General features: G+C 73.7%; 14 protein-coding genes and 1 tRNA gene. 7 read left to right on the top strand and 8 right to left on the bottom strand.

Annotated features, from left to right (window positions below):
* Positions 1–61 precede the first annotated feature (61 nt).
* From IU369_RS12710 to IU369_RS12700, 3 genes are all read right to left on the bottom strand, one after another.
* Positions 62–132 (bottom strand) — tRNA-Gly (locus IU369_RS12710).
* Between the two features lie 59 nt (positions 133–191).
* The gene (locus tag IU369_RS12705; protein WP_217921353.1) at positions 192–1,661 is read right to left on the bottom strand and encodes a GGDEF domain-containing protein; all 1,470 of its coding nucleotides are present in this window, start codon (positions 1,659–1,661) and stop codon (positions 192–194) included.
* 67 nt (positions 1,662–1,728) lie between these two features.
* Entirely contained in the window at positions 1,729–2,634 is a 906-nt protein-coding gene (locus tag IU369_RS12700) for a deoxyribonuclease IV (RefSeq protein ID WP_217921352.1), read from the bottom strand.
* Positions 2,635–2,652: 18 nt separating this feature from the next.
* Here IU369_RS12700 and gltX point away from each other — a divergent pair, with 18 nt between their 5' ends.
* From gltX to IU369_RS12680, 4 genes are read left to right on the top strand one after another with little or no spacing between them, the layout of a single operon-like run.
* Complete coding sequence (gene gltX / locus IU369_RS12695; protein ID WP_217921351.1) at positions 2,653–4,119, top strand: glutamate--tRNA ligase; 1,467 nt, start codon at positions 2,653–2,655, stop codon at positions 4,117–4,119.
* A complete protein-coding gene (locus IU369_RS12690) occupies positions 4,116–4,607 on the top strand; it encodes a cytochrome c oxidase assembly factor Coa1 family protein (protein ID WP_217921350.1) in 492 nt (163 codons plus the stop codon). Before gltX ends, IU369_RS12690 begins: the two co-directional genes overlap by 4 nt.
* 24 nt (positions 4,608–4,631) lie before the next feature.
* Positions 4,632–5,012, top strand: a complete 381-nt coding sequence (locus IU369_RS12685; protein WP_217921349.1) for an encapsulin-associated ferritin-like protein — start codon at positions 4,632–4,634, stop codon at positions 5,010–5,012.
* Positions 5,012–5,824 carry a family 1 encapsulin nanocompartment shell protein gene (locus IU369_RS12680; protein ID WP_217921348.1) on the top strand — a complete coding sequence of 271 codons (813 nt, stop codon included), beginning with the start codon at positions 5,012–5,014 and terminating at the stop codon, positions 5,822–5,824. Before IU369_RS12685 ends, IU369_RS12680 begins: the two co-directional genes overlap by 1 nt.
* A 15-nt stretch (positions 5,825–5,839) precedes the next feature.
* Here IU369_RS12680 and IU369_RS12675 read toward each other — a convergent pair whose 3' ends face one another.
* From IU369_RS12675 to IU369_RS12665, 3 genes are read right to left on the bottom strand one after another with little or no spacing between them, the layout of a single operon-like run.
* The gene (locus tag IU369_RS12675; protein ID WP_217921347.1) at positions 5,840–6,157 is read right to left on the bottom strand and encodes a hypothetical protein; all 318 of its coding nucleotides are present in this window, start codon (positions 6,155–6,157) and stop codon (positions 5,840–5,842) included.
* A 36-nt stretch (positions 6,158–6,193) separates the two neighbouring features.
* Complete coding sequence (locus IU369_RS12670; protein WP_281426180.1) at positions 6,194–7,153, bottom strand: glycosyltransferase; 960 nt, start codon at positions 7,151–7,153, stop codon at positions 6,194–6,196.
* An 8-nt stretch (positions 7,154–7,161) separates the two neighbouring features.
* A complete protein-coding gene (locus IU369_RS12665) occupies positions 7,162–8,250 on the bottom strand; it encodes a glycosyltransferase (protein WP_217921345.1) in 1,089 nt (362 codons plus the stop codon).
* A 149-nt stretch (positions 8,251–8,399) separates the two neighbouring features.
* Here IU369_RS12665 and IU369_RS12660 point away from each other — a divergent pair, with 149 nt between their 5' ends.
* The 3 genes from IU369_RS12660 (at position 8,400) to IU369_RS12650 (ending at position 11,338) form a co-directional block, all read left to right on the top strand.
* Positions 8,400–9,437 carry a glycosyltransferase gene (locus tag IU369_RS12660; RefSeq protein WP_217921344.1) on the top strand — a complete coding sequence of 346 codons (1,038 nt, stop codon included), beginning with the start codon at positions 8,400–8,402 and terminating at the stop codon, positions 9,435–9,437.
* Entirely contained in the window at positions 9,434–10,636 is a 1,203-nt protein-coding gene (locus IU369_RS12655; protein ID WP_217921343.1) for a glycosyltransferase family 4 protein, read from the top strand. The genes IU369_RS12660 and IU369_RS12655 overlap by 4 nt, the downstream gene beginning before the upstream one ends.
* 231 nt (positions 10,637–10,867) lie before the next feature.
* Positions 10,868–11,338: a methyltransferase gene (locus tag IU369_RS12650; protein ID WP_217921342.1), complete on the top strand. Its 471-nt coding sequence runs from the start codon at positions 10,868–10,870 to the stop codon at positions 11,336–11,338.
* Here the strand turns inward: IU369_RS12650 and IU369_RS12645 are convergent.
* Together IU369_RS12645 and IU369_RS12640 are read right to left on the bottom strand one after the other, a co-directional pair.
* Positions 11,329–12,270: a glycosyltransferase gene (locus tag IU369_RS12645; protein ID WP_217921341.1), complete on the bottom strand. Its 942-nt coding sequence runs from the start codon at positions 12,268–12,270 to the stop codon at positions 11,329–11,331. The two genes, IU369_RS12650 and IU369_RS12645, sit on opposite strands and share 10 nt — an antisense overlap.
* Positions 12,267–13,184, bottom strand: coding sequence for a glycosyltransferase (locus IU369_RS12640; protein ID WP_217921340.1), 918 nt, complete (start codon positions 13,182–13,184; stop codon positions 12,267–12,269). The genes IU369_RS12645 and IU369_RS12640 overlap by 4 nt, the downstream gene beginning before the upstream one ends.
* Between the last annotated feature and the right edge of the window lie 17 nt (positions 13,185–13,201).

Genomic DNA, 13,201 nt, shown 5'->3' with positions numbered 1-13,201 from the left:
GGACCGGGACCGGCATCCGTAGGGAGTACGCGTGTCCGGCCGGCGTCGCCGCACGGCGCAGAGCGGGTGAGGGGAGTCGAACCCCCGTCGATGGCTTGGAAGGCCATTGCTCTACCATTGAGCTACACCCGCGGGACGGGACGCGCGCCCGCCCGACGACTGTACCAACGCCCCGGCCGGGCCCCGCGCGATCAGCCCGGGACGAGCTCCGGGGGCGGGCCCACGTAGCGGGCCGCGACGTCGCGGCCGAGGGCCTTCGCGGCGTAGAGCGCGTCGTCGGCGGCGCGCATCAGGTCGGCCGGGTCGGCGGCGTCGGCGGGGAACGTCGCGATGCCGAGCGACGTGGTCACCGGGATCTCCGGGACGAGGCGCTGCGCGCAGTCGCGCACCTGCACGCGGATCCGCTCGGCGACCGCGAGGGCGCCGTCACCGTCGGTGGCGGGGCAGAGGATCAGGAACTCGTCGCCGCCGAGGCGGCAGAGCAGGTCGCTCGCGCGCAGCTGGCTGCGGATCGCCCGGGCGACGGTCTGCAGCAGCTGGTCGCCGACGCCGTGGCCGAGCCGGTCGTTCACCGACTTGAAGTGGTCGAGGTCGAGGGCGATCGCCGCGAGGTGGTCGTCGTTGCGCTCCGCCGCCGCGAACGCCCGGCCGCTCTCGTGGGCGAGGAAGCGCCGGTTGAAGGCGCCGGTGAGGGGGTCCGTGACGAGGAGGCGGTCGCGTTCGGCGAGCAGGCCGCGCGCCACGCGCAGCGCCTCGATCGAGCGGACGCCCATCAGCACGGCCCCGACCCCGGCCGCGATGCGCAGCTCCGTCTCGGGCCGCACGACGCCCAGCAGCACGACGGCCATGCCGAGCACGAAGGGGAGGGTCTGGCTCCAGACCGGCGGGGCGTCGTGCAGGCCCGCGGCCCAGGTGCGCTCCGCCGCCCGCCGCCGCGCGAGGCCCGCCGCGACCCACGTGAACCCGGCGGCCATGTAGATGCCCGCGGCGGCGACGGCGATGTCGTGGCCGAGGAGCGTCGCGGTGACGTACGCCAGGCCCGCGGCGCTCTGCAACGCGAAGGCCGCGACCACCCAGCGCAGCCAGACGGGGCTGCGCGAGCCGTGGCGCAGGATGATCCAGCCGAGGGCGGCGAGGCACGTCATGTCGAGCGCCGGGTAGAGCAGCGCCACGAGCGTCCCGACGAGGCCGCCGGAGGCGTCGCGCGCGAGGGGGCTGAGCAGCGCCGTCCATGCGACCGCCGCGGTGGCGACCGTGACGATCAACCCGTCGAGCAGGCCCTGCCACCCCCGCTCCGGGCGCAGGTGGCGGTAGAGGATGCAGACCGCGCCGAGCATCGGGACGTAGAAGACGAGCCAGCCGGCGTCGAGCGCGCTGACCTCGGCCACCTCGATGTCGAGCAGCACCGTCGCGCCCGCGAGGGCGTCGGTGGCGGCCCACGTCGCCTGGCCGGTCGCGAACAGCACCCAGACCAGGCGGGCGCGTCCACGGGTGTGCGACGCGGCGACGGCGCAGGCGGCGGCGCCCGCGGCCTCGGCGAGCGCCTGCCCCCACTCGGCGAGCGCGATCCGGCCGGCCAGCCCGGGGGCGAGGAGGCTCAGGACGATCACCGCGCCGACGGCCGCGACGGAGACGGCCAACAGGATGCGCCACGCCCTCATGACCATGTGCATCGGCTGCGCGGGACGCGAATGAACTTACGGGCTTATAACCACGCCAGTCAGTAATTCACCTGGCGGCGAGGCCCTCCGCGTGGAGCCGCCGCACCCGTGCCATGTTCTCGGCATCGGGTCCGGTGCCCTCCAGCCCCGGGACCTCCAGGATCACGGGGAGCCCCTGGAGGGCGGGGCATCCCAGGATGCTGCGCATGCCGTCCTCGCCGATCCCGCCGTCGCCGATGTTCTCGTGGCGGTCGCGGTTCGACCCGAAGGCCGTCATGGAGTCGTTGAGGTGCAGGCACCGGAGCCGCGACAGGCCGACGACCTCGTCGAACTCCTCCAGCACGCGGTCGATGCCGCGGGGTTCGTGCACCGGGTACCCCGAGGCGAACAGGTGCTGCGAGTCGAGGCAGAACCCGAGCCGCGGGCCCCCGCCGGCGGCGTCGGCCACCGCGCGGAGCTGGGCGAAGCTGCGGCCGATCGTGTCGCCCGCGCCGGCGGTGTTCTCCAGCAGGACGGCGCAGTCGCCGGGAGCGGTCGCGAGGGCCTCGGCGATGCCCTCGCCGATCCGGCCGATCGCCTCCGCCTCGTCCGACCCCTTCGACGACCCGACGTGCAGCACCACGCCCTGCAGGCCGAGCCGCTCGCCGATGGTCAGGTGCTGCACGAGGCTCTCGACCGACGCGCGGTAGATGTTGCGCGTCGTCGTCGCCGGCTTGCCGGGGGGGCCGCTCGGGACCTCGCGGTCGGGGGCGCCGAGGTTGATGAGGTAGAGGCCGTGGCTGACGAGCGGCTCCATGCCGTGCGCGGCGGCGCCGGCGCGGAAGGCGGCGATCTCGTCGTCGCTGTGGTTGATCGGCCGCCACGTGCGGGGGTTGTGCGTGAAGACCTGCAGCGATTCGCAGCCGAGCTCGGCGCCGCGGCCGATGGCCTTGCTGATGCCACCGGAGGAGGAGACGTGGGCGCCGAATCGCACGTCGCTATCCTACGGGGCGTGGCCCGGACCCCTCGCCCTGACATCACCGGACCGGCTCGTGTGCGCTTCGCGCCCAGCCCGACCGGCAGCCTGCACGTGGGGGGTGCGCGCACCGCGCTCTTCAACTGGCTGATCGCCCGCAACACGGGCGGCACCTTCGTGCTGCGGCTCGAGGACACCGATGCCGAGCGCTCGACGGGGGAGAGCGAGGCGGAGATCCTCCGCTGCCTCACGTGGCTCGGCCTCGACTGGGACGAGGGCCCGTTCCGCCAGAGCGAGCGCGGGGCCGTCTACGCGGCCGCCGTTGACCGCCTCCGCGAGACGCGGGCGATCTACCCGGCGTACGAGACCGACGAGGAGCTCGAGGCCCAGCGGGTCGCGGCGCGCGCCGACAAGAAGGCCCCGGTCGTGCGCGGGCAGCGGGACCGCACCCCCGAGGAGATCGCGGCGTTCGAGGCCGAGGGCCGCCGCCCCGCGTGGCGCTTCGCGGTCGACGTCGCCGGCGAGACGGTCATCGACGACTACGTGCGCGGGCCGGTCACGTTCTCGCACGGGGCGATCGAGGACTTCGTGGTCGTGCGGTCCGACGGGTCCCCGACCTACAACCTGGCCGCCGCGGTCGACGACCTGGAGATGGGGATCACCCACGTCGTGCGCGGCGAGGACCACATCTCGAACACGCCGAAGCAGATGATGGTGATCCGGGCGCTCGGCGGCGAGACCCCCGCCTACGCCCACATCCCGCTGATCCTCGGGCCCGACAAGAAGCGCCTCAGCAAGCGCCACGGCGCCGCGTCGGTGGAGGACCTCGAGGCCGCCGGCTTCCTGCCGCGCGCCGCCGTCAACGCCCTGGCGCTGCTCGGCTGGAGCTTCGACGACAAGACCACGATGTTCACGGTCCCGGAGCTGGTCGACGGGTTCTCGATCACCCGCGTCTCGAAGAGCCCCGCGATCTTCGACATGACCAAGCTGAAGGTCATCAACGGCCGCCACCTGCGCCTCATGAGCGCGCCGGAGTTCGAGGAGGCCCTCGTCGGCTGGCTGCGCCAGACCGGCTACCTGGAGGGCAAGGACGAGGCGCTGGTGCGCGCCAGCGCGCCGCTCGTGAAGCGCAAGATCAGCACGTTCGCCGAGTACGACGACCTCGCCGGCTGGCTGTTCCGCCCGCTCGAGATCGAGCCGGAGGCGTGGGACGTCCTGATGCGCGACGTGAAGCACTCGATCCAGGTGATCGGCGGCGGCCTCGGGCGCCTCGAGAGCCTGCCGGAGTGGACGCCGGAGGCCGTGAAGGACGCCCTCCAGGACCAGCTCCACGTGATGGGCGAGGCGGCCCGCGACTTCCTGGAGCCGCAGCGCATCGCCGTCACGGGCCGCACCGTCTCGACCGGCACCTACGAGAGCCTGGCGCTGCTCGGCCGCGAGGAGTCGTTCGCGCGGTACCGGTCGACCCTCGGACGCCTCGCCGAGCAGTGGGCCGCGGCGTGAACCTCGCCCCCGGCACGTACCGCGCGCTGATGATCACGGCGGCGTGGCTGTTCGGGATCTTCCTGGTGGTGGCGTTCGTGTTCCGGCGGGTCGACGGGTCGCAGGAGACGCTGTCGGTGATCGCGGGCGTGACGGCGTGGGTGTTCCTCGTCGCCGCCGCCGTGATCCTCTTCCGCGGCTGGCGCGGCCGGGGGACCGACGCCGTGGGCGCCGCGACCCGGTACGTGCAGGGCCACCCGTCCGTCCTGCGCGCCGTGGGACGCCCCCTGGAGGTCGGCGCGCCGGAGGGCGAGGTGCCCGGCGGGGTCGGCCCCGCGCAGATGAACCTGGTCGTGCCGGTTTCGGGCCCCGCCGACGAGGGGCAGGTGGATCTGGTGATGGCGCGTCTCGGACGCGACTGGGAGGTGCTGTCGGCGACCCTCGTCGTCGACGGCGACCGGGTGCCGCTCGCCGGAGGCATCGGCGAGGCACCCGCCGACGACGACTAGGGGGCCACGGTGGCGGATTCGAGCATGGGACTCCATGAGGCGCGCGAGGACATCAGTCCCGCGACGATGGAGCGCCACCGCGGGATCGTCTCGCTCATGGAGGAGCTGGAGGCTATGGACTGGTACGACCAGCGCGTCGACGCGACGAAGGACCCGCAGCTGAAGGAGGTCCTCGCGCACAACCGCGACGAGGAGACCGAGCACGCCGCGATGAGCCTGGAGTGGCTCCGCCGCAACGACCCCGCGCTCGACACCCACCTGCGGGAGTACCTCTTCACGACCGGCAGCATCACCGCGATCGAGGACGAGATCGAGGGCGGCGGCGGCGGTGGTGGGGGAGCCCCCGCGGCCCCCTCCGCCGACGGCGGCCTCGGCATCGGCGACCTCCGCGGGATGGTCTCGTGATGAACCACCTCCACCGCGAGCTCGCACCGATCGACGGCCGGGCGTGGGGGGAGATCGAGGACGAGGCGCGCCGCGCCCTGACCCACTTCCTCACCGCGCGGAAGCTCGTCGACTTCGACGGCCCCCACGGCTGGGAGCGCTCCGCCCTCGGCCTCGGCCGCGTCGCCCGCGTCGACGACCCGCCCCCCGCCGAGGATGTCGAGAGCCGCCTGCGCCTGGTGCAGCCGCTCGTCGAGTTCCGCACGCCGTTCACGCTCGACCGCGACGAGATCGACTCCGTGTCGCGCGGCGCCCCCGACGCCGACTGGGACCCCGTCGTCGACGCCGCCCGCCGCGCCGCCCTGGCGGAGGACCGCCTGGTGTTCAACGGCTACGCCCCCGCCGGCGTCCGCGGCCTCGTGGAGACGTCGACGCACGAGCCGATCACGATCACCGAGGACTACAACCACTACCCGAACCACGTCGCGAAGGCCGTCGAGACCCTGAAGCGCGCCGGCGTCGTCGGCCCCTACGCCCTCGCCCTCGGCCCCCGCTGCTACACCGGGGTGATCGAGACGACCCAGCACGGCGGCTACCCGATCCTCCAGCACCTCCGGCTGATCACGGAGGGCCCGGTGCTGTGGGCCCCCGCGGTGGAGGGGGCGATCCTCCTCTCCCAGCGCGGCGGCGACTTCGAGCTCCTCGTCGGCCAGGACCTCGCGATCGGCTACCGCGACCACGACGCCACGTCGGTCAACCTCTACCTCGAGGAGTCGCTCACCTTCCGCGCCGCCGGCCCCGAGGCCGCGATCGCCCTGAGGTACGCCGAGTAGGCGACCCCGGGTTCTTCACCGGATGAGGCCGACGGCGACCGCCGCGGCCACCGAGACGACGATCACGAACACGGGCCACGCCGCCGCCCTCATCGCCCTCCGCGGGCCGCGTCCCGGCGTGCCCATGGCGATCCCCCGACGGGGTCGCATGGCGGCGCGGTCCGGCGCCTCACGGATCGCGGACGGCACCGACGCCAGATCCCTTCCCAGGTGGCGCAGCGTCCTCAGTGAGTCGCCGAGCCCCGTCGCGTCGCCCGCGCCCGGCGTACCGCCGACCTGCTCGGTGCTCTGCCCGCCGCCTGTGCCGTCCGACCGCTCCGCGCCTCGACTCACCCCCTGATCATTGCAGCCCGGCGGTGCCCGCCGGGCTCACGCGGGTCCGTCGCCGCGCGGATCCGGGCAGCGGTCCGAGTACCCCCGCGCCTGCGCCGTCCATGCCGCCGCGCGTGCCTGTTGGCGCGCGATCCGCCATACGCGCGCGCGCATCGACAGCCCCGCGCGCAGGAGCGCGAGGGTCAGCTCGGCCGACGCTGGCGAGCGGTGTGCGCGGATGACCCGGGCCTCGGCACGGCCGATCCGCTCCCAGCGCGCCGCGTCGTCCCAGGCATGTCGGGACGACCCCTCCCCCAGGTGGATCCACTCCGAGTCGTGGGCGAACCACGTGTCCCAGCCGCGCTGGCGGGCTCGCCAACAGAGGTCCATGTCCTCCCCGTAGAAGAATCCCGTCTCCGAGAAACCTCCGAGCAGCCGCCAGACGTCGCCACGCACCATCATCACCGCACCCGTCGCGAAGTCGACGGTCCGCGAACGGTCGTGAGTCCAGCGCGACCCCAGTCCGGGACGCCGTCGATCGGGCACGAGGCGCTCCAGCCCGGTTGCGCGCAGGAGCGCGACCGTCGGACCGGGGAAGGGCCGGACGGATGGCTGGAGCGTCAGCCCCTCGTCCAGGAGGCGGGGCACGGCGACGCCTGTGCCAGGGCGGGAGAGCGCCTCGGTCAGCGCCGTGATCGATCGACGCCCCCGCGCGAAGGCGTCGCTGTTGACGAACAGGTAGGCCGGCGCACCGGGGTCGAGCGCGGCGCCCAGATTGCTGGCCCGGGCGTAACCCAGGTTCTCCGGCAACGCCAGGATCCGGCATCCGGGGAGCGCCTCCCGCAGCTCCTGCTCGGCGCCGGTTCCGGAGCCGTTGTCGACGACGACGACGCGGTCCGGGCCGATGCCGGCGTCGCCCAGGGCGCGGACGGACCTCACGGTCATCGGCGTGGTCCGCCAGTTGAGGACGACGACGGTGGGGTCCGCCGCACCCTCCGTTCCGTCCGACGCCGGCACCCGCGGTCTCAGCGCGGCGTCGCGGAGCGGACGATGCCCCGATACACCTGCATCGTGCCCTGCGCCATGCGGTCACGGGAGAACCGCTCGCGCGCGTGCTCGCGGCCCGCCCCGCCGAGCGACCTTCCGAGGACCGGGTCGCGCCACAGTGCGCCGATGGCCGCCGCGAGGGCGTCGGGATCCCGCGGGGGCACCAGGAGTCCCGTGACGCCGTCGGTGACGACCTCCGGGGTGCCCCCGACGGCGGTCGCGACCACCGGCGTGCCGGCGGCGAGACCCTCGATCGCGGAGATGGGGCAGCCCTCGTAGTCACTCGCCAGGACGAGGCAGCGTGCGCCGGCGAGGATCGCGGGGACGTCGTCGCGCTCGCCGAGGACGGAGATGGCGGTCCCGAGTCCCGCGTCGCGGATCGTGGTCTCGATGCTCCCACGGAGGGGGCCCTCCCCGGCCAGCACGAGCCGGCATCCCGGCTCGGCCGGATGAAGTCTGCGGAACGCCTCGATGAGGAGATCCGGGCGTTTCTGCCGTGCGAGGCGCCCAATGTGGACGACGGGGCCGTCCTCCCCCGCCCACGGCGCGGCAAACCGGTCGAGGTCGATGCCGTTCGGGACGACGTGGTAGCTGCCGACGTGTCCGATGCCGGCGTCCAGACCGGCGCGCATCTCGGCGTCCGAGACGGCGATGATCGCGCCGGTCCAGGGAGCGCACCGACGCTCGGCGACCTGGAAGATCCGTGCCCGCGCGCGGCCGCCGCTCCAGAACGACCACGCGTGCGGGGTGAAGACGCAACGGTCGGTCCGCCCCTGGATGCGGGCGAGACCGCGGACGAGGGAGCCGGCGATCGTCGAGTGGGCGTGGACGACGTCGGCCGACGCGATGAGCTGCCGCAGGCGCGAGAGTGTGCGGGGGTGGGCGACCGCCGGGTCGCGGTCCCCCGGCATGGCGACGAGGGAGATGTCGGGGCGCGCCTGGAGCTCACGCCAGGCGGAGGACTGCGGCGGGCAGGCGACGACGACCTCGAACTCCCCGGGATCGAGCGCGGCCGCGAGGTCCGCGACGTGCCGGGGGACGCCACCGTCCCCCGGATGCTCGACCATGACGACGCGGATCCTCCGACCCGGGGGGGCGGTCATCCGCCCCGGGCCCTCTCGGGGGCCCGGGGCGCGCCGCTGCTAGCCTCGCCCATCGGAGTGACCACCCGTCCCCGGAGCACCCCGCCCTGCGCATCCTGTTCGTCGTCCAGGAGATGGCCCGCGGTGGAGCCGAGCGCGTGCTCGTGACCCTCGCGTCCGGCGCCGGGGCGCGGGGTCACGACGTCGCGTTCGCCGCCCATCCCGGCCCCCTCTCGGCGACGCTCCGGTGTCCCGTCTTCGACCTGCCGATGATCGATCGCCGGCTCCGGAGACTCCCCGCCGCCGCGTGGGCGGTCGGGATGGCGGTGCGGCGGTGGCGTCCGGATGTCGTCCACGCGCAGAATCCTGGCATGGCGGTGGCCGTCGCGCTCCCGACCCTGAGGGGACGGCGGGTGGCGGCGGTCGCCGGCGTCCAGGGGGTGCCGGACGGGGACTACCCCGCGACGGCGCGTGCCCTCAGGTTCGCGGGTCTGCCGGTCGTCGCATGTGGCGCCGGCGTGGGGCGGCGCCTCGGGTCCGTCGGGCTCCACCCGCACGCGGTCATCGAGAACGCGGTGGGGCCCGCCCCCGCGCCGATGGATCGCGGGGTGCTGGCGCGGCGGTTCGGGCTCCCCGCCGACCGTCGGATCGTCGTCGCCGTCGGGCGCCTCGTGCCCCAGAAGAACCTCGAGCTCGCGGTCGAGGCGTTGCGTGGGGTGCCGGACGCCGCACTCCTCATCGTCGGGGAGGGTCCCTCGAGGGTGTCCATCGAGGCATGCGCGGCACGGTGCGGCGTGGCGGAACGTGTACGCCTCGCGGGCGCGAGGGACGACGCCCGGGAGATCCTCGGTGCCGCCGATGTGGTCGTCGTGCCGTCGAGATGGGAGGGGCTGCCCCTCGTCGTCCTCGAGGCGATGGCGGCCGGTCGTCCGGTCGTCGCGACGGACGTGACGGGGATCCCGGACCTCGTCGACGACGGGGTGACGGGCCTCCTCGTGCCCTCCGACGACGCCGAGGGGATGGCGCGTGCCATGCGGAGGATCCTCGAGGACGGCGCACTCGCGAGCCTGCTCGGTGAGCGTGCGAGCGCTGCGGTCGCCGGCAGGTCGGACGCGGCGATGGTCGCCGCGTACCTCGCGGTCTACGACGGCCTCCCGCGGCGGTCCGGGTGAGCACGCCGCGTGCCCTGACGGTCACCATCGTGGAGTTCCAGCCGCGCGGGGCCCTTCCCCAACATGCGGGCCAGATGGCCGATGCCCTCGCCGCGAGGGGGCACGACGTGGAGGTGCTCACGTCCCGCGCGACCGAGCTGACCGGCAGGCTGACGAGAGCCCGCCTGACCACGGTGCTGCCGGCTTTCGACCCCGGGGCACGCCTGCTGCACGGGTGGCTCACGCCCCTGCAGCGAGCCGGGCGCGGACTGATCCTCGTCCGAGCGTGGCTCCACGTCGCCCGGCACGTCCGCCGTCACGACCCCGACATCGTCCAGCTCGGTGATCTGCGCACTCTCGTGGACGGTCTCGGAGCGACATGGGTCGCCGCAAGCAGCGGTGGGACGGCCGTCGTCGACATGTGCCACAACGTCGTGCCGTTCGATCGCCGCCCCGGCAGCCGGTCGCAGTTGCGGTGCGGACCGCTCCTACGGGTCCTGCTCGGCCGCGCGTACCGGCGCATGGATGCGGTGCTGGTCCACGGCGACGACTCGCGACGTCGCTTCGCCGCGACCTGGCGGACGCCCGCCGAGGTGGCGGTGGTGCCGCACGGTGACGAGAGGATCTTCGGGGGGCCGCTGCCGCCCGCGAACGGACCGCCCACGATCCTCTTCTACGGGAGCTGGGCCGGCTACAAGGGGATCGACGTCCTGTTGGACGCCTTCGCGCGGGTGCGGGTGCAGGTGCCTGATGCGCGACTGGAACTCGCGGGCGTCGCGACACGCGAGATCACGGAGGAATGGGTCGCCGAACGGTGTCGCCAATTCGGCGACGCCGTGCGAGCGGTGTCCGGCTACGTCTCGGTCGAGGACACCCGCGCGGTCTTCGCCCGGGCGAGCGTGGTGGCCCTGCCGTACCGGGAGGGCTACCAGAGCGGGGTCGTGTTCCTGGCGCTCGCGCTCGGTCGACCGGTGGTCGGGACGCGGGTCGGCGACATCGGCGCGACGATCGACGCCTCCGGCGTGGGCATCGCCGTCCCACCCGGCGACGCCGCGGCCTTCGCGGGCGCCCTCATCACCCTCCTGACCGATCCCGAGCGGGCCGCCGCTCACGCGTGCGCCGGGCGGCGCTGGGTCACGGAGGAGTCGAGCTGGGAGATCGCGGCGCAGCGTGCCGAGGCGGTGTATCGCCGCGTCAAGCGCACGCCCCGGGTGACGTGACGCACCGGGGTGGATCGGCACCTGCGATGCTGCGGGGATGCAGCAGCCTAACGGGGGGCGGCCGGGGCGGCCGGGGTGACCGGGGCGCAGTCGAGGATCGTGCGGGCCTGCGAGGATTACCTCGCTCGGCACGGTGACAGCCACCTGGGGGTGGGCTGGCCGCACGCCGGCGACGCATCCAGGCGCTACGAGGTCATGCTGGACGTGATCCGAGCGGGAGGAGCACGCCCCGTGACGCTCCTCGACTTCGGCTGCGGTGCCGGCCACCTGTACGACCACCTGCTCGCGGCGGGACGGACCGACATCGCCTATGCGGGGCACGACCTGTCCCCGGCCTTCCGGCGGTTGATGGCGGAAAAACACCCTGACGTCAGCGTCTACGCTGCAGACGTCCTGTCGGGTGAGGTGCTGCCGCCACGTCACGACTACGTGGTCGCCAACGGCGTGTTCACCATGAAGATGGACATCCCGTTCGAGGACATGTGGGAGTACTTCACCGCCATGCTGGTCGTGCTCGCGTCACTCGCGCGGGTCGGCTTCGCCTTCAACGTCATGTCGTCGCACGTCGACTGGGAGCGGGACGATCTCTTCCACGTCCCGCACGACCGCCTCGCGGATTTCCTCATCGCGCGTTTCGGCCGGTCGTTCGTGATGAGGAGCGATTACGGCCTTTACGAGTACACGACCTACGTCTACCCCTGACCCGTCGCTGATCGCTCCGGGGCGTCCCGGAGCCTGAGCCGGAGAGCGAGACGCCGCGCGTCCTGCGGGCGGGGTCGCAGTCCCCGTGAGCGGAGGCTCTGAGCGAGCGCCCGCCGCGCCGCGCCGCGGTCGCCGACGGCCGCGTGCTCCCGGGCCAGCAGGAACAGCGCCTTCGCCCGGGCGCGCGCCAAGGCCGCGTCGAACCGGGTGTCGAGGCGGCCCGTGAGCTCCCGGTGGAATCGGGCGATCTGCTCGGCCCGCTCCAGGGCCGTGGTCCACGAGCCCCATGTGGTGCTGCCCTCGTGGATCCGGTACACGGCCATCGCGTCGGGGAGGTAGCCGATCCAACCGTGCTGGGCGGCGAGGACGTAGAGCTGCCAGTCGCCCCAGATGACGTCGCGGTACCACTCGGGCAGGGGCGCCAGCGCCGTCCGGCGGAACAGCGGGCTGCACGCGCCGATGCTCGTCGATCCCAGGACGTGTCGCATCTCCGAGCGCCGACGTGTCCGGCGTCCGGTGACGCGGCTGTCGGGCGCGGACCCGTCCTCCCAGTGGATCACGACGTCGTGGAAGCACATCGCGCAGCCGGGGTGCGCGTCGAGGTAGGCGGACTGGCGCGCCAGCTTGCGGGGGTCGGTCCAGTAGTCGTCGCCGTCGAGCACGGCGAGGTGGTCCCCCCGGGCGCGTTCGACCATCTGGGCGAAGATCGGGCGGCCACCGTGACCGAGGTTGCGCTCGGGGAAGTGGGTGTGGATGAGATCGGGGTACCGCCGTGCGTAGTCGCGGATGATCTCGCGGTTGCGATCGGTCGAGGCGTCGTCGCCGACGATGACCTCCCACGGTCCGTCGAGCCGTTGCGCCACGACGCCCTCGAGGGCGTCGGCGATGAAGCGCTCGTGCTGGTAGGTCGTCAGGAGGACGCTGAGCCTCAACGGTGCGGCCCCCGCCCGATCGACCGGCGCAGCAGAAGCCTGCGCGCGTCGCGTGGACGGAGGCGTGGGCCGTACGCGCGGAGGCTGCGGGCGAGGCTGTCCCTCGCCCCGCCGTCGTCGCCGGCGGCGGCCTGCGCGGCCGCGAGTTCGAACAGGGCCTTCGACCGGGAGCGGGCGAACACGCGGTCGAGGCGGGCGTCGAAGCGGCCTGCGAGCTCCCCGTGGAACCGCACCACACGCCGGGCACGCTCCACGACCGAGCCGTCATCCGCCCATGTGACGCCTCCGTCGTTGACGCGGTACACGGCCATCGCGTCGGGGAGGTAGCCGATCCAACCGTGCTGGGCGGCGAGGACGTAGAGCTGCCAGTCGCCCCAGATGACGTCGCGGTACCACTCGGGCAGGGGCGCCAGCGCCGTCCGGCGGAACATCGGGCTGCAGGCCGCGATGTTGACCGAGCCCAGCAGGTGGCGCAGGCCGAACCGTCGCGGCTCCCACCGCCGGGTGCTGCGGCTGTCGGGCGCGGACCCGTCCTCCCAGTGGATCACGACGTCGTGGAAGCACATCGCGCAGCCGGGGTGCGCGTCGAGGTAGGCGGACTGGCGCGCCAGCTTGCGGGGGTCGGTCCAGTAGTCGTCGCCGTCGAGCACGGCGAGGTGGTCCCCCCGGGCGCGTTCGACCATCTGGGCGAAGATCGGGCGGCCACCGTGACCGAGGTTGCGCTCGGGGAAGTGGGTGTGGATGAGATCGGGGTACCGCCGTGCGTAGTCGCGGATGATCTCGCGGTTGCGGTCGGTCGAGGCGTCGTCGCCGACGATGACCTCCCACGGTCCGTCGAGCCGTTGCGCCACGACGCCCTCGAGGGCGTCGGCGATGAAGCGCTCGTGCTGGTAGGTCGTCAGGAGGACGCTCACCCGCGGGCGCGCCCCGC

Origin of the sequence: Miltoncostaea oceani (genome assembly GCF_018141545.1) — a bacterium.
GTDB lineage: Bacteria > Actinomycetota > Thermoleophilia > Miltoncostaeales > Miltoncostaeaceae > Miltoncostaea > Miltoncostaea oceani.
This window is presented reverse-complemented; position numbering and strand designations above follow the sequence as displayed.

Bases quoted from the DNA above. Each gene is read 5' to 3' on its own strand.
- IU369_RS12705 (WP_217921353.1), bottom strand. From the start codon at position 1,661: ATGAGGGCGTGGCGCATCCTGTTGGCCGTCTCCGTCGCGGCCGTCGGC.
- IU369_RS12685 (WP_217921349.1), top strand. From the start codon at position 4,632: ATGGGACTCCATGAGGCGCGCGAGGACATCAGTCCCGCGACGATGGAG.
- IU369_RS12680 (WP_217921348.1), top strand. From the start codon at position 5,012: ATGAACCACCTCCACCGCGAGCTCGCACCGATCGACGGCCGGGCGTGG.
- IU369_RS12665 (WP_217921345.1), bottom strand. From the start codon at position 8,250: ATGGTCGAGCATCCGGGGGACGGTGGCGTCCCCCGGCACGTCGCGGAC.
- IU369_RS12660 (WP_217921344.1), top strand. From the start codon at position 8,400: ATGGCCCGCGGTGGAGCCGAGCGCGTGCTCGTGACCCTCGCGTCCGGC.